The sequence below is a fragment of the Polyangiaceae bacterium genome (assembly GCA_020633235.1).
GTDB lineage: Bacteria > Myxococcota_A > Polyangia > Polyangiales > Polyangiaceae > JACKEA01.
Genome location: JACKEA010000001.1, coordinates 1795897 through 1811423, shown reverse-complemented (window position 1 = coordinate 1811423; position 15527 = coordinate 1795897). Strand labels below are relative to the sequence as shown.

The 15527-nt window shown below is 68.6% G+C and carries 16 protein-coding genes; 9 read left to right on the top strand and 7 right to left on the bottom strand.

Annotated features, from left to right (window positions below; genetic code table 11):
- Positions 1-3 precede the first annotated feature (3 nt).
- A complete protein-coding gene (locus tag H6717_07905; protein MCB9576935.1) occupies positions 4-1554 on the top strand; it encodes a lipopolysaccharide biosynthesis protein in 1551 nt (516 codons plus the stop codon).
- A 3-nt stretch (positions 1555-1557) separates the two neighbouring features.
- Here H6717_07905 and H6717_07900 read toward each other — a convergent pair whose 3' ends face one another.
- Positions 1558-2085 carry a hypothetical protein gene (locus tag H6717_07900; GenBank protein ID MCB9576934.1) on the bottom strand — a complete coding sequence of 176 codons (528 nt, stop codon included), beginning with the start codon at positions 2083-2085 and terminating at the stop codon, positions 1558-1560.
- 11 nt (positions 2086-2096) lie between these two features.
- Positions 2097-2999, bottom strand: a complete 903-nt coding sequence (locus H6717_07895) for a hypothetical protein (GenBank protein ID MCB9576933.1) — start codon at positions 2997-2999, stop codon at positions 2097-2099.
- A 75-nt stretch (positions 3000-3074) separates the two neighbouring features.
- Between H6717_07895 and H6717_07890 the strand changes: the two genes are divergently transcribed.
- The 3 genes from H6717_07890 to H6717_07880 all read left to right on the top strand — a co-directional run bounded on the left by H6717_07890 (position 3075) and on the right by H6717_07880 (position 6802).
- The gene (locus tag H6717_07890) at positions 3075-4295 is read left to right on the top strand and encodes an adenylate/guanylate cyclase domain-containing protein (GenBank protein ID MCB9576932.1); all 1221 of its coding nucleotides are present in this window, start codon (positions 3075-3077) and stop codon (positions 4293-4295) included.
- 53 nt (positions 4296-4348) lie between these two features.
- Positions 4349-4840, top strand: coding sequence for a hypothetical protein (locus H6717_07885; GenBank protein MCB9576931.1), 492 nt, complete (start codon positions 4349-4351; stop codon positions 4838-4840).
- Between the two features lie 105 nt (positions 4841-4945).
- The gene (locus H6717_07880) at positions 4946-6802 is read left to right on the top strand and encodes a right-handed parallel beta-helix repeat-containing protein (GenBank protein ID MCB9576930.1); all 1857 of its coding nucleotides are present in this window, start codon (positions 4946-4948) and stop codon (positions 6800-6802) included.
- A gap of 138 nt (positions 6803-6940) precedes the next feature.
- Here the strand turns inward: H6717_07880 and H6717_07875 are convergent, their stop codons facing one another.
- Positions 6941-7276, bottom strand: a complete 336-nt coding sequence (locus tag H6717_07875; GenBank protein MCB9576929.1) for a helix-turn-helix transcriptional regulator — start codon at positions 7274-7276, stop codon at positions 6941-6943.
- A gap of 86 nt (positions 7277-7362) precedes the next feature.
- Here H6717_07875 and H6717_07870 point away from each other — a divergent pair, with 86 nt between their 5' ends.
- Positions 7363-8082, top strand: coding sequence for an antibiotic biosynthesis monooxygenase (locus H6717_07870; GenBank protein ID MCB9576928.1), 720 nt, complete (start codon positions 7363-7365; stop codon positions 8080-8082).
- Between the two features lie 21 nt (positions 8083-8103).
- On the opposite strand, the gene H6717_07865 is transcribed toward H6717_07870, so the two are convergent.
- Together H6717_07865 and H6717_07860 are read right to left on the bottom strand one after the other, a co-directional pair.
- Positions 8104-8583 (bottom strand): SRPBCC domain-containing protein, encoded by a 480-nt coding sequence (locus H6717_07865; protein ID MCB9576927.1) that lies wholly within the window; start codon positions 8581-8583, stop codon positions 8104-8106.
- Positions 8580-8909: a helix-turn-helix transcriptional regulator gene (locus H6717_07860; protein ID MCB9576926.1), complete on the bottom strand. Its 330-nt coding sequence runs from the start codon at positions 8907-8909 to the stop codon at positions 8580-8582. The genes H6717_07865 and H6717_07860 overlap by 4 nt, the downstream gene beginning before the upstream one ends.
- An 82-nt stretch (positions 8910-8991) precedes the next feature.
- On the opposite strand from H6717_07860, the gene H6717_07855 reads away from it, so the two are divergent.
- Positions 8992-9411 (top strand): hypothetical protein, encoded by a 420-nt coding sequence (locus H6717_07855; protein ID MCB9576925.1) that lies wholly within the window; start codon positions 8992-8994, stop codon positions 9409-9411.
- A gap of 39 nt (positions 9412-9450) precedes the next feature.
- Here the strand turns inward: H6717_07855 and H6717_07850 are convergent, their stop codons facing one another.
- The gene (locus H6717_07850; protein ID MCB9576924.1) at positions 9451-10431 is read right to left on the bottom strand and encodes an ABC transporter ATP-binding protein; all 981 of its coding nucleotides are present in this window, start codon (positions 10429-10431) and stop codon (positions 9451-9453) included.
- 164 nt (positions 10432-10595) lie between these two features.
- Here H6717_07850 and H6717_07845 point away from each other — a divergent pair, with 164 nt between their 5' ends.
- Positions 10596-13043, top strand: coding sequence for an OmpA family protein (locus H6717_07845; protein ID MCB9576923.1), 2448 nt, complete (start codon positions 10596-10598; stop codon positions 13041-13043).
- 64 nt (positions 13044-13107) lie between these two features.
- Here the strand turns inward: H6717_07845 and H6717_07840 are convergent, their stop codons facing one another.
- A complete protein-coding gene (locus H6717_07840) occupies positions 13108-13977 on the bottom strand; it encodes a hypothetical protein (GenBank protein MCB9576922.1) in 870 nt (289 codons plus the stop codon).
- A gap of 110 nt (positions 13978-14087) precedes the next feature.
- Here H6717_07840 and H6717_07835 point away from each other — a divergent pair, with 110 nt between their 5' ends.
- Positions 14088-14669: an RNA polymerase sigma factor gene (locus tag H6717_07835; protein MCB9576921.1), complete on the top strand. Its 582-nt coding sequence runs from the start codon at positions 14088-14090 to the stop codon at positions 14667-14669.
- Positions 14670-14858: 189 nt separating this feature from the next.
- Entirely contained in the window at positions 14859-15521 is a 663-nt protein-coding gene (locus tag H6717_07830; GenBank protein MCB9576920.1) for a hypothetical protein, read from the top strand.
- The last annotated feature ends 6 nt before the right edge of the window (positions 15522-15527 follow it).

The window sequence follows — 15527 nt, the reverse complement described above, 5'->3', positions numbered from 1 at the left end:
AGCGTGGCGGACGAAGAAAAGAAGCCCGAAGGCGACAGCGTTGCGCGCACCGCGGGGCGCGGGGGCCTCGCGATCACCTTCGCGAAGGTCTACTTCATCCTGCTCGGCCTGGTGCAGCAGATCCTCCTGCCCCGCGTGCTCGGCATGGGCGGCTACGGCGCGCTGTCCCGCGCGCTCTCCGTCTCGAGCATCGCCTACAACCCCGTCGTCACCACCAGCATCCAGGGCGTGAGCCGCGCCGTCGCGGCGTCCAGCGAGGCCGAGCAGCCGCACACCATTCGCCGCGTCGTGAAGGTCCACGCCATCGTGGCCATCGTGCTGGGCGTCGGCTTCTTCGCCCTGGCGGCGCCCATCGGCAGTGCCATCGGCGCGCCCCACATCATCCCGGCGCTGCGCATCTTGGGCGGCGTGCTCTTCTTCTACTCCATCTACGCACCGCTCATCGGCGTGCTGAACGGCAAGAAGCTGTTCGTGCGTCAGGCCGCCCTGGACATGACGGCGGCCACCCTGCGCACCATCGGGCTCATCGGCCTGGGCTGGCTGTTCATGAAGATGGCGGGCCGCGGCGTGGAAGGCTCCACCGCCGGCTTCGTGCTCTCCAGCGCGCTGGTGTTCCTGGTTGCCATCGGCATGGTGGGCCTCGGCAAGGGCGGCAGCGGCGGCGTGAGCGTGAAGGAGCACCTGGTGTTCATCGCGCCGGTGTTCGGCGGCCAGATCCTCTTGAACCTGCTGCTGCAGGCGGATCTCACGCTGCTCGGCGCCTTCGCCGCAGAGGCCGCGTCCGCCGCCGGCAAGCCCCTCACGGCGGCGGATCCGTTGGTGGGCGCCTACCGCGCCACGCAGCTGTTCTGCTTTCTGCCCTACCAGATGCTCATCAGCGTCACGTTCATCCTGTTCCCGATGCTGGCCAAGGCGGAGCACGAAGGCGATCGCCAGGCCGTGGCCAAGTACGTGCGCACCGGCATGCGCCTCGCGCTGGTGCTCGCGGGGCTGATGGTGAGCGTCACCTCGGGCCTCTCGGGCCCCCTGCTTCGCCTGGTGTTCCCGCCGGCGGCCGCCGAGTACGGCACGCAGTCGATGCAGATCCTGACCCTCGGCTTCGGAGCGTTCGCCATCTTCGGCATCCTCACCACGGTGCTGAACAGCTTGAAGCACGAGCGCGCCAGCGCGTTGGTCACCGCCATCGCCTTCGGCCTCGTGGTGCTGCTCTGCTTCTTGCGCGTCCGCGGTCAGGAGTTCGGGGCAGATCTCTTGGTGCGCACCGCGTGGGCCACCACCGCGGGCCTCGGCGTCGCCACGCTCACGGCGGCGGTCTTGGTGCGCCGCGCCGCCGGCGCCCTGGTCTCCCCCGTCTCGCTGCTGCGCGTGCTCGTGGCCCTGGGCGCCGCCGTGGCCGTGGGCCGCCAGTTCGCCCACGCCTCCAAGCTGATGACGATCGTGCTCAGCGCCGTCGTGGCCGTCGTCTACTTGCTGGTTTTGTTGGTCAGCCGCGAGCTCGGCAAGGACGATCTCGGCATGGTGAAGGCCGTGATCGCGCGGCGCGCCAAGAAGTAGGCACTACGGCGCCACCCGCAGCGGCTGAGCAAAGCCGGAGAGCGCGTCTCGGTCGGCCTCCAGCACGAAGCCCGACGTGATCGTCTGATCCGCGTCCGCTTGGTACTTCGCTTCGTAGTCCGCGCGGTTCGCGTACAGCTCGGCGATGCGGGCGTCCGGCAGCGGCGTGGTGGAGCCGAGCAGCGTGCAGAACAGACTCGCCTTCGGCGCCGGCTCGCCGGAGAGCACGTCCACCGGGACGTCCACCGGCGGCGTGCGGATCCCCGCCCGGGCGATGCCGTCTGCGTCGCGCTGGATCGCGAGGGCGGCGGTGTCCACGTCCAAGAGCGGCGCGCTCGTCGGCGGCGTGCCGCCCCGCGCCCACGCTTCCAAGGAATGGAACGCCGCCTTGGCGACCAGGTGCATGGGGCCGTCGTTGATCGCCACGCCGCAATCCACGCCGCTCGCGGCGGAGCCCAACAAGTGGGCGTCGGCGTGCGACGTGCCGGCGACCTCCCACAGCCGGAAGCGATCGCTGTCCGGCTGGCGCACCGTGGCCGACTTCAAGATCCCGGTGACGCGCTCTCGGACTGGAGATCGAGCACGGGGACTTGGAGATCATCTCGGAAAACGGGGTGCACGGGGCTCAAGATGGCCTTGACGATATCCGCGTACTCGCCGTCGCCCACCAGCGGCAGCGGCACCGCCGCGCGGCTGTGCACGAAGAACGCGTCGAAGGCCTTGGAGAGCGGCTGCACGCCGTCGTAGTACGTCGTCAGCGCGAAGGCCGATTGGGACTCGCCTGCGGCGATCACTCGATCCGGATGGATGCCGCCCAGGACTTCGCCGCCCCCGCGCACTGCTCGCGCGACCTGCGTGAAAATGTCGAAGGCGTAGCCGTCTCCCGGGTGGTGCAGCGATCCATAGCGCGCGGGGTCGATCGCCTTCAGTCCCTTGCCGGCCAAGTCCGAGCCGCCCGCGGCCACCAGCACCGGTCCGCCCTCGACCCCGACGAGCTGCGCCGAGACGCCGACCCACACGTGCCCCTCGCGCGTGACTTCTTCGGACAAGCTCGCGTACTCCGGATCCGCGTCGACCCCACCGCTGACGTTCAGCCACTCCACGATCACGGTACCGCTCGCCGCCGCGGCATCCGACGGCCGCCGCACCAGAACGCGCGTGCGATACTCCGCCGTGGAGTCGGGCTCGAAGCTCCACAGGCCATCGTCCGTCAGCGCCTCGGAGCTCTGCCATGACGTCGCAATTCCGCTCGCCAGGTACTCGTGCTCCTCGTACCCAAGAGCCACGCCACCCAGGGGCGACGCGATGAACACGCCGTTGCCGCCGTCGAGCGGCGTCAGCTCCGCCTGGGGCACGGCTGGCTGCCCGGCGGCAGGGGCCGAGCCTTCATCGGAGCACCCGCACGAAACGAATGCCAAGAGCAGCGCTGCGACGACGGCCTTCATCGCCAGGCACAGTACACGGCCCGCGCGCCAAGAAGTAGACCGCCGGCTTCGCCACCTGGGCTACCCTCGCACTCGATGGTCGAGCCGCTCGCGTCCCGCGACATCGACGACACGCTGCGCCAAGCGCGGGACCGCACCGAGCTCGAGATCGCCCGCTACCGCGTGTGGGTGTACGCCAGCGTCACTCCCCTCGCCTTCGTGGTGGCGACCGTGGCCGGCGCCGGCAATTTCGCCGTGGCCGTCTACTTCGCGGTCTGGCTGCTCGTTGCCCTCGGGCTTCGCGTCGTCGTCCGCCGGCTGGGCGCCCGCCCCTGGCTCCGCTCCACGGCGCTGGTGCTGGACGTCGCGGCCATGTCCCTCGTGTTCCCCATGAGCGCCACCGGCGCCGCCGATCCCGTCATGGCCGAACGCTTCGCGCTGTACGTGTTCGGCGCCTCGCTGGTCGCCATCCTGGCGCTCAACTTCCTGCGTGACGACGGCAAGAGCGCTCTGATCGGCTCCGCCGCGGCGCTCGTCGCCTTCTTCGGCGTGCTGCTCCCGCTGCGCGGCTTCGAGCCGGCGCAGCTGCCGGTCGCCATCATCCTGGCTCTGATGGGCGTGATCGGCGCCGCCATGGCGCGCCAAACGCGCACCACGCTGGAAATCTTCGCGCGGACGCGCCTGCTCCGCCGCTACGTCCCCGAACAGCTCGTCAGCGAAATGGTCGACGGTGATAGTCAACTCGACGACCGCGAGCGCGTCGTCACCGTGCTTGCCAGTGATCTGCGCGGCTTCACCGCGATGAGCGAACGCCTCTCGCCGAAGGAGATCGTGCGTCAACTGAACGACTACCATCGCACCATGCTCGACGTCGTGCATGGGCACGGTGGCATGCTCGACAAGTTCATCGGCGACGGCATGCTCGTCGTGTTCGGCCTGCGCGACGACGACCCCGCGCCCGGCGCCCGCGCCGCCGTTGGCTGCGCGCGGGACATGCTGCTCGCCCTCGCGGAGCTGAACGCCACGCGGCGCGCCGCCGGCCTCGCGCCCCTCCGCGCCGGCATCGGCGTGCATACCGGCCCCGTGGTCGCCGGCAGCATCGGCGCCGCGGACCGCATGGAGTTCACCGTCATCGGCGACACGGTCAACACCGCCGCCCGCTTGGAAGGCCTCACCAAGGAAGCCGGTGAAAGCGTGCTCATCAGCAGCAGCACCGCGGAGCACCTCGACGGCGGAGTCGAAGAGCTCGCCGCCATGAGCGTCCGCGGCAAGCAAGACGCCTTGCGCGTCTTCGCCCTCCGCCCTGCCCTGACTTGATCGCCGTGTTTGTTGGTTCGGCGCGGAACCACTTTCGTGCGACCCTCGGGGAGATGGGAGAAGCCGTCCCTGCCGAGCTGCCGCTCATAGAATCGAACCTTCGCCGCTGGCGTGCGATCTATCTCTGGGTCACCGCGGCCGGCGCGGTGCTCACGGCGGCGCTGGGCCTGTACCTGCAGAGTGGCGGCGAGCTGAAGGGCTACGTCATCTCCTTCGCCGTGGTCGGCCCCGTCCTGTTGCTCATCGGGCTCGTGCTCCTGGTCCCACGGCTCTCGATTCGAGGTGCGCCGATCGTGCGGGCGCTGTCGGAGTACCCCGAGCGCGTCAAGGTCATCGGGCTGAAGCGCACGGAGTCCACCGTGGCAGGCGCCAAGACCGCCGCCCACTCGTGGATCGTGCTCGAGATCGACAGCCGCGAGAACGTCGAGCTCTTGGTGCGAAGCGCGGACGTCCAAGCCGTGGTGGCGGAGATCCGTCGCGTGGCGCCCAACGCCAAGTACAATCCGCGCTGGGACGTCCAGCGCATGGACGTGCGCATCCGCTGAACCGCGACGTCCGGAACCGGGCGTTTCCGCGGCGGACCAACAGCCTGCGGCCTCGGATGCAGCGGCGTGTACAATGGTCGGGCTCCCACGCTGGAGGACTCCATCATGCGAAAGCTCGTCCCTTGGTTCTTGGTCTCGATCCTGACGGCCGCGGGCGCCGTCGCCTGCGGCAGTGACTCGTCGAGTGACGGCGGAGGCGGCAGCTCCAGCGGCGGCAACGGCGCAACGGGCGGCGGCAGCGGGGGAGCAGCCGGCAACGGCAGCGGCGGCGCGACGGGCGGCAGCGGCGGCGCAGCGGGGGGCGGCGGCGCGGCAGGCTCCACGCCGGTGGGCGACTGCAACGACGGCATCGACAACGACGGCGACGGCTACACCGACTGGGGCATGGACCTCGGCTGCGCCAACGCGAACGACGACGAGATTTCGGGGCCGCGCGACCAAGAGGGCGGCTTCACGACCTACGACCCGGGCGCCGACAGCTTGCTCATCTACGTGAGCTCGAGCGGCGGCGACGACGCGAACGACGGCAGCTCCCCCGACAAGGCCGTGAAGACCTTGGCCCGCGGCGCGGAGCTGGTGCGCGACGGCGAGAACGACTTCATGCTGCTGAAGCGGGGCGACACCTGGCACGGAGAGAAGCTCGATCGCTTCAAGTCCGGCAAGGACGCGACGCACCCACTGGTGATCGCTTCTTACGGCGAGTCGGAGAAGATGCCGCGCGTCGAGGTGGATACGAACTTCATCGACCACAACGGCAAGCCGCGGAGCTTCGTCCACGTGGTGGGCCTGGAGATCGTCTCCTACCCCAAGATCCCCGGGGGTGCGGATTTCGACGGCGCGACGGGCGGTGGCTTCCGCTACGTGGGCGGCGGAGACGGCCTGCTCATCGAAGGCTGCCATCTCTTGTACGGCGAGATGGTGCTGCAGTCCTTCGGAACGGAGCACTACGACGGCATCGAGGTGCGCCGCAACGTCATCGAGCAGAGCTACCACGTGGACACCTGCGGCCAGAGCTCGACCTATCGGCCGTCCGGCATCTACTCGAGCCACGTGCAGAATCTGCTCATCGAAGAGAACGTGCTCGACCACAACGGCTGGAACGAGGACGTGAGCAGCGCCTGCGCGTCCATGTTCAACCACGACATGTACCTGAACGCGGACCACTTGGTGATCCGCGGCAATGTCATCGCCCGCGCCTCCAGCATGGGCATCAAGATGCGCTCCGACACCACCGGGGACGCGGACGACCTGGTGTTCGAAGACAACCTGCTGGTAGACGGCGAGATCGGCATCGGCATCGGCGGCAACAGCAGCGAGCCGGATCGCTTCTCCAACGTGCAGCTCAAGAACAACGTGTTCACGCAGATCGGCCTCGGGAACCCGACCAACCGGAACTTCGCCTGGATGCTGGACATCGCGGACAACGCCACGGCCATGGTGGAGGGCAACTACTTCCTGCACCAGCCCTGGTACCAAAACGCCTACGGCATCTCGATGGCCAGCGGCTCCGCCAGCGACATCACCATCAGCAGCAACCTGTTCTACGACCTCAAGGGTCGCGGCATCTCCCTGAAGCCCCAGAGCGGTTGGTCCAACGTGAAGGTCACCAAGAACCGCATCATCGATGCAACCAACGGCTCCTGTCTCGTGGATCACCAAGGCTCCTTCGCCAACGTCAGCTACGCGGACAACCAGTACGGCGGAACCCTGCGCCTATGCGTGGACAACAAGGACGTGGATCTCGCAGGCTGGAAGGCCGCCTCGGGCGAGTCGACCGCCAGCCAGTGGAGCGGCAGCTTCAGCGATCCCGATCGCACCGTGGGCACCTACGCCGGCACGCTGGGCTTGCCCGCCACCTTGGAAGGGTACCTCGGCGAAGCCCGCAAGCAGAGCCGGCTCACCTGGCGCAGCGATCTGGAGGCCAGCGCCGTGAACGACTACATCCGCGCCGGATTCAACTGAAGTCCGGCGTCGCCCGGAGAGCGAGCACCCGCCACCACCTCCGTGCCCTTCACCAGCTGGAACAGATCGAGGCCGAAGACGAAGAAGATCAGGCCCAGGCCCGTGCGGGGCGACCCCCGGGCTTTTTCGCCCCCCGCCCTATCCCGGCGTCGTCAGCTCGACGCCGTTCTCCGCGGCGATTCGAGTGCCGTAGTCGTAGAGCGCCTGCAGCGCGGGCGCGAGGCGCTGCCCCTCCGAGGACAGCACGTACTCGCCGGCTCGATCCCGCTCCACCAGCCCCGCCGAGGTCAGCTCGCTCAAGCGCTGCGTGAGCATCTTGTCGCTCACGCCGGGAACCAAGCTCCGCAGCTCACCATAGCGGCGCGGCGCTTCCTTCAGGTGCGCCAAGACCACCACCTTCCACTTGCCACCGATGACATCGAGCGCGAGCTCGACGGCGCATCCGTAGCGGGGCTGCAGCACGTCCTTCAGCATGCGTGGATGGTGGCAGACTCGGACCTCTACCGCACGCACCGTTTGGTTCGTTGCGACGGCCGGCAACGACGTGGGAAAAGCCCGAAATGATCGTCGAGTACATTCGCTATCGCATCGCCGAAGAAGCCGCGGGTTTCGAGGACGCCTATCGACGAGCGTCCGAGGCCCTGCGCGCGGCGCCCGCGTGTCGCGCTTGGGAGCTCCGTCGCTGCGTAGAGGAACCGGAGCGCTACGTGCTCCGCATCGAGTGGCGTTCCCTCGACGCGCACTTGCAGAGCTTCCGCCACAGCGCGGAATTTGCCGCGTTCTTCCAGCACGTTCGCCCGTACATGGATCACATCGAAGAGATGCTCCACTACGAATCCACGGACGTCTCCTCCGCTTCCTTGTGCCAAGCGCTCGGCGGTGTGGGAGCGTGCTTCCGCCTCGCTCGCGAGCTCCATACGCTCGCCAAACGCGACCCCCTGCTCGCGCCCCGCTTCGCGAGCGTGGCGCCCACCCACGTACCGCACCTCGGGATGTGGCTGTGCGAGGTCTTCGGTGGGCCCAAGCTCTACTCCGAAACGCTGGACGACATCGGACCCATGCTGGCGCGCCACGCGGGGCTCTACATCACCGAGCCCGAGCGCACGCGCTTCGTCGACCTCGCGGCGGACGCAGCGCGCCTCGCGTGCCCCGATGCCGGCGAGGTCGCGCTGGCTGCCGTGAGCCGGTATTTCGACTGGGGCTCTCGAGTGGCGGTGGAGAACTCCAAGCCGGATCACGTGGGCGATCCCAGCGCTGGCGTTCCTTCTTGGGGGTTTTGACGCCGCGGAAACCGCGCGCCGCTACTTTCCACGCGCCAAGATGCCGGGCACCTTTTCGAGCTGACTCTCCATGCCCTGGGTGGCCATGCGGGTGAGCTCTTCGCTCTGGTGCGGATCGATGGTCACCACCATGTGCACGGTCTCGCCCTCGGCCCGGAGCTCCACCTGAATGTCGTGCTCGTAGGGCTCGATCCCAGGGACGAAGTCGATCACGTGGGTGATCCGCAAGCGCTCTTCCGGAACGACCTCCGCGAACTTTCCGTGGGTGCCGTGAGAAACGGGCGCCCCCATGTTCTTCATGGCCGCGATGGTCTCCTCCGTGCAGGCGATCATGTCGTAGCTGAGCGCACCGCCGACCCGCAGATCGAAGTCGTGCACCTCCACCCGAAACCCCTCTGGACCCCACCAAGCCTCGAACCCCTCTTTGGTCGCCCACAGCGCCCATACGTCGGCGAGCTCTGCCTGGTAGCTGCGCTGGAGGACGATCTTCTTCTCACTCATCGCTGCTTCTCCTTCTGCTTCTTCTTCTTCTCGAGCGCTCGGCCAAAGCGGTCCAGCCGCGCGTCCCACAACTTCCGATAGCCCGCGACCCACGCATCGAGCTCTTGAAAGGGCTCGGGACGGAGCGAGTAGAAGCGCCGCTGTCCGTCCGGGCGCACCTGCACGAAGCCCGCCTCGAGCAAGATCCTGAGGTGCCGCGAGACGCCCGACTGATGGATGCTCAGCCCCGCCACCACGTCGTTCACCTGCTGCTCGCCGGCCTGCAGCACCTCGATGATCTGGCGGCGCGTGGGGTCGGCAAGCGCCTGAAACACGTCTAGTTGCATTACGATGTATATACATACTTGTAACTATAGCGACGTCAACTCCTCGCGTCGCCGAAACCGAGCTGGCACGCTCGGAAGCACCATGCAGCTCACCGGTCGTTGCCACTGCGGAAACATCGCCTTCGCCCTGCGCTTCGACCCGGACCCGGAGCGCATCCCCGCACGCGCCTGTGACTGTTCTTTCTGCGGCAAGCACGGCGGCGTCTGGACCACGTCCCCCGGTGGCAGCCTCTGGGTCCGCTCGGCGGATCCCGAAAGAGTGAGTCACTACCGTTTCGGAACGGGCACCGCGGACTTCCACGTGTGCACGAGTTGCGGAGTGGTCCCCATCGTGACCAGCGACATCGAAGGTCGCTTGTACGCCGTGGTCAGCGTCAATGCCTTGGAGGGCGTCGAGGAGAAGATGCTCGAGCGCGCGCCCGCGAGCTTCGGTTCGGAGTCCCCCGACGCGCGGCTCGCGCGGCGCAAGCGAAGTTGGATCGCGAACGTGCGATTCGAGTAGCGACGGGGTTCGCGCCGCACCAACAAAAAGAAAGCGCGCTCAGGAGGCGCCTTCGATGGCCTCTCGGACGAAGAGATCTTCGAGAGTTTCGTGACGGGGAGTGACCTCCACCACGCTGGCGTTGGCTTCCAGCGCCGCCGAGAGCACCTCGCCGACGCGCGTCTTGCCCTCCACCTCCACCACCAACCGCTCGGGCAGCCGCCGCACCGTGTGGCCCGCTTCCGCCAGGGCTTTTTCCAGCTCTTCCGAGGCCGAGACGAGCACGATGTCGGTGCGCTGCACCTCGCTCTTCAGCAAGTCCGACAGCCGCCCGCTCACCACCACGTTGCCACGGCGGAGAATGGTCACACGGTCGCACATCATCTCCACGTCACTCAGGATGTGAGTGGAAAAGAAGATGGTTCGACCGTTCTGGCGTTCGTCCAAGATCAGGTCGCGCACTTCTTTGCGCCCGACGGGATCGAGCCCGCTCATCGGCTCGTCCAAGATCAAGAGCTCGGGATCCGCCACCAGCGCGGCCGCCAACCCCGTGCGCTGCAGCATGCCCTTGGACAGCCGACGCACCGGGCGATCCGCCGCGTATAGGATGCCGACCTGATCGAGCACCTTGCGCGCGCGATCCCGCACCGCCTTGCGCGACAGCCCCGACAGCCTTCCGCACATCTCCACGAACTCCGTGGGGGTGAGGAACGGGTACACGTATGGATTTTCCGGCATGAAGCCGACGCGCTCGAGCGCACGGGGGCTCGGGATGGAGCGCCCGAAGATCTTGGCGTGACCCGCCGTGGGCGAGATCAGCCCCGTGAGCATCTTGATGGTCGTGGTCTTGCCCGCACCGTTGGGCCCCAAGAAGCCGAAGATGTCGCCCGCGTGCACTTCGAAGGAGACGCCCTTCACCGCCTCGACCTTCTTCAGGCTGAGGCCGTGACGAAACACCTTGCGCAGGCCCTCCACGACGATGAGCGACTCGGTCACCGCTCCCGACTCTAGCCAAGCACGCCGTAGCAGGACAACAACCATCGGTTTTTATTGGGTATTTTTGTTGGTCCGGCGCGGCGACGGCCTTTTCCGGGGCCGCGGCTCGGAAAGCGCGTTTCGGCGCTTCGGCAAAGGGTGTTAAAACCGCGCCCGGTCGCGGTTTTGTCGCGACCTCGAACGCCTGCGTGAGCGACTGACGAGGGAACATGAAGAGCTCCGGAATCGCGTCGTTGTCTTTGCTTGGGACACTGCTGTCCACCGCCACCGTGCTGGCGCAGCAGCCCCTGCCCCCACCGCCAGGAGGAACGGATCCCGGCGCCCAGCCGCCACCCGCGGGTGCTGCTCCGGCTCCCGGTCAGCCGGCACCTGCGGGGGCACAGCCGTTTGGACCACCTGCGGGTCAGCCCCCCGCCGGCGCGCCCGGTGCGGCGCCCCCCGCGGGCCAGCAGCCCGGCGCCGGCTTCGACGCCAACGCCAGCTGGTCGCTCGGTGGTGGCGGTGAGGCCAGTGCCTCCGGCGAGATGACTCCCCCGAACGATCCCGAAATGGAACGGGCTTGGCGGCGAGCATCGCTGAAGATCCAGAACACGTTGAGCGCCTCCACCGGCTTGCTCCATGTTTCGGAAGCCGGCAGCGGCGCGCCGGGAACGTTCCGCGTGTCGTTCATCACGGAGTACTTCAAGGGCTCCGGCTTCCTGTGCGACGGCAACTGCCCCACGCCTGCAGGTGGAACGCCCGGCGCGAGCGACGAGGTCACTCGCATCGCGTCGCACCTGGGCATCAACGCCACCATCCTCCCGTTCTTGGAGGGTTATGTCGGCTTCCACGCCTCGGCGACGGACAACGACCAGGGCCGCCCGCAGCTGCTGCAGGTGCTGGGTGACACCAGCATTGGTCTGAAGGGCTTCATGCCCCACAACACCGACCAGATCTTCAGCGCCGGCGGCGAAGCCCAGCTGTGGCTGTTGAACGGCACTGGTGGCGTGGGCCTCGACGGCGGCGGCACGAGCTTCGCCCTGCGCGGCCTGGCGACGGCGGATCTGTCGAACCGCAGCAACCCGCAAGACGTCATCCCCCTGAAGATGCACCTGAACCTGGGCTACAAGTTCGACAACTCCGGCAAGCTGGTCACGGACGTCGAGGACCGCCGGGGCAGCACCATCACGCGCATCGAGCGCTTCGGCCTCGGCATCAATCGCACGGACTCGTTCCAGATCGGTCTCGGCGCAGAAGGCACCTTCGAGGTCATCCGACCGTTCCTCGAGTACACGATGGACGTGCCGGTCAACCGTCAGAACTACACTTGCAACGAGAGCCGCGTGTTCCCCGGAGACGGCTGTCTCGGAAACGATGCCGGCTTCAAGACCACGCCGTCGCGCGTCACCATCGGTGCGCGCGCCTACCCGCCGCTGGATGGCCTGAGCTTGCTCGCCGCCCTGGACATCGGCACCGGCGCCACCTCGAGCTTCATCGAGGAGGTCGCGCCGCAGCTGCCCTGGAACTTGTACCTGGGCGCCGCGTTCGCGTTCGACACCAAACCTCCGGAGCCGATGGTCAAGGAGGTCGAGGTCGAGAAGCTGGTCGAGGCGCCGGTCGCGATGGATCGCTACATCGCCGGCACCGTGGTGGAGAAGGGCACGACCACGCCGGTCCCGAACGCGATCATTCGCTTCGAGGGTCGGAACCTCACCGGCATGGTGGCTGGCGAGGACGGCGCCTTCCGCACCATCAACCTCGACCCCGGGACGTACACCTTCAACGTGACGGCCGAGGGCTATCACGACGGTCAGTGCAGCGGCACGATTCAGGCTGCGGGCATGGCGGGTGCGCCGGCGTACGGTTCCACGCCGCCAGGCTACTCCGCGCCGGCCTACGGTCAGCCTGGTGGCGCGCCGCCCGGCCCCTACACGCCGCCCGGCGGAGCGCCGCCCGGTCCGTACACGCCGCCGGCCGCCGGTGGTGCCCAGGCTCCGAGCATCGTCACCATTCAATGTGAGCTCGAGGCCCTCCCAAAAGTCGGTAACATCCAAGGCTCGCTCATGGATGCGGCCTCCAACCAGCCGGTTGGAAATGCCAAGGTCAAGATCACCGACAAGCTGAATCGCGAGCTGGAGCTCTCCGCCGATGCCTCGGGCACCTTCCGCTTCGAGAACGTGCCCCCCGGCGCGGCGAAGATCAGCGTGGACGCCCCCGGATACTTCGGCAGCGTCACCGAGCTGGAAGTGAAGCCGCGAGAGGATCTCAAGGCCACCATTTCCTTGAACAAGCGCCCGAAGACGCCGAACGTGGTGGTGGCGGCGAAGGAAGTGAAGCTCCGCAAGCAGGTTCACTTCGCTCACGACTCCGCCCAGATCGAGCCGGACTCGGAAGCGCTGCTGGAAGAAATCGCGGACGTGATGAAGAAGCGCGAAGACATCCAGAAGCTCGAGATCCAGGGCCACACGGACAACACCGGCTCGCCGGTGTACAACCAGCGCCTGAGCCAGCAGCGTGCCGCCGCGGTACGTGATGCCCTGGTCAAGCTGGGCGTGGACAGCGGCCGTCTGGAGGCCAAGGGCTACGGTCAAGACAAGCCCCTGGTCCCCAACGTGTCGGCCGCCAATCGCGCGCGCAATCGTCGCGTGCAGCTCATGATCCTCGAAAAGGGCAAGTGAAGGTCTGAGCCCCGGCGACGCCGCCGCGCTCCTTCGGAGCCCGGCGGCGTCGGCGTTTTGTGCCTCAGCGCTCGAGATCGTCCACCAACAGCACCGCGCCCACGGACAGCGCTCCGGACCAACGCGGCAGGGTCACGTTCACCGGCGCGCCAAACTCCTGCGGGTTGGGCCGCACGACGGCGTCGAGCCCGAGCCACAGCGAAAGCCCGGCGGCCTCCGTCGCGACGCGAGGCCCCAGCGACAGCATCAGCGCCGAGTGGGTACGCGTTCCGACGTCTTCCCTCTCTCCGTGAATGCTGAACCAGTCCACGCCGGCACCCGCCCGAGCACCGAACCAGGCGTCGGGATCGAAGGGCGCGCCCCAGGAGAGCCCGAAGTCGAGCTGGAATCCGAAGCTCGAGTAAGGACCAGTGTCCACCTTCCCGAAACGCACGGACTCACCCAGGTTCACGGCGAGAGCCCCCGCGGCAACGGCAACGTCCCAGCGCGGTCCCAGGGAAAGGCCGAAGGGCAGCGGCTCCGCGATGGCCCCCAGACCCAGACCGCCGGTGCGGAACACGCGGCGACCCGGCGTGGGCTCGTAGTCTTCGATGGCCGGCTCTGGGAGCGGGACCGGTCGCTTGGAGAGCCGCGCGTCCACGGCTTCGAGAACGTCCTCCACGACTCCCAGCTTGTGCCGCACGCGAAGGAGCTCGAGGGGCGGGGCGTTCCAGGCGATGCTCACCTCCGGGCCGTCGCAGGCCACCAGCACCGATCGCGGGCTCTTGTCCTTCCCGGCGCGGAGCGCCAAAGAGAGACGCGCCGAGAGCTCGTCACGCTCCTCTCGTGTGAGGCCCGGGCACTGGATGCGCACCTCCGCCATCGACTCCGCCCGGGCCGGGGCGGCGAGCAGCAGCAGCACGAAGAGCGGCGCCAGGCCTCGCATCCGACCCATTTTCACCATCCGGCGGCGCCTCGGAAAAAAATCGCCCGGACCGATCCTGATCCGGGGCTCGGTCGACTAACGAAGAAGGGCGGCTACTCTGTAGTGCGCCCCCCATGCCCATGAGCCGCGGTATTTCCAGCTTGGCGACGGACTCCGCCCCTCGAATCGAGGAACGGGACGACGACCGCAGCGTGCCGGACGAGCTCTTGGCGCTCTTGTACCGCCAGGTGGCGGCGCTGGTAGGACCGCGGCGCGAGCTGGACGACATCGTCCAAGCCGCCGCCGAGCGTGCCCTCCGCTCCCTGCCCCGCTTCGAAGGGCGCTCGGCGCTCTCCACCTGGACCTACAGCATTGCCTACCGCGCGGTGGTGGATCACGACCGCTGGTTCCGGCGCTGGCGTCGACGCTTCGTGCTGGCGGAGGACGAGCCCGTGCCCGAGCGCTGCTCTTCCTTCGACGGCGAGGCGGCCATGATGGAGCTCCGTCGCGCGCGGCGCCTGCACCAAGTGCTGTCCGAGCTGCCGCCGGCGAAGCGCGCCGTGGTGGTGCTGCACGATCTCGAGGGCATGCCGCTCAAAGACGTGGCCGAGGTAGTGGGGGCCAACGAGCGAACGGTGCGGTCGCGACTGCGCGACGCCCGAAAGAAGCTCGCGGCGCTGCTCGCCGAAGACCCGCTGTTCCGAACGGAGGTGACGCCATGAGCGACGACGTCCTCGAGCTCGCGCGCCGAGTGTGGCCCGCGGCGCAGCCGTCCCAGGACGACGTGGACCGAGCGGTGCGCCGAGTGCGGCGGCGCCTCGGGCGCCGCCGCGCTCGGCCGCGCCGCGTGATTTCCGTCGCGACGGCGATCGCCGTCGGGTGTATCAGCGCCGTCGTTTGGGCAGCCGCCAGTGCCTGGCTCGCGCCGGACGCGACGCACGGGGCCGTGCCGCGCCTCGCGCTGCCGCGCTGCGCGCCGCGGCAGGCGCGCGGCGCTGCGCGCCGAAGCTCCGCAAACCGACGGCGCGTCGCACCCGGGCGGCGCGCCGCACTCTGCCGGCGCGCCGCTCTCTGCCGGCGCGCCGCACTCTGCCGGCGCGCCGCACTCTGCCGGCGCGCCGCACTCTGCCGGCGCGCCGCACTCGGCCGGCGCGTCGCTCTCTGCCGGCGCGCCGCACCCCGGGCGGCGCGGCGCCCACGGACGGCGCGTCGCACTCTGCCGGCGCGCCGCACCCGGGCGGCGCAGCGCCCACGGACGGCTCTGCGCGTCGCTCTCTGCCGGCGCGTCCCCCACAGACGTCCCGACGGCCGCGTCGGATGACGACTCCGCCTGGAAACAGATCGGCGACGCCCTCGGCGCCGGCAAGGAGCAACGCGCCGCAGAGTTGCTGCGCGGTCTGGCGCAGAGCAACGACGCGCAAACCCGCGGCAAGGCGGCGCTGGGCCTGGCGCAGCTCGCCGCGTCCCGCGGCGACTGCGCCCAGGCCCGCGCCCTGGCCGCGGGCGTGATCCACGACGCCGCGTCCCCCACCCTCACGCGGCGTGCTCAGGCTCTCGTCAGCCAGTGCCGCTGAACGGCG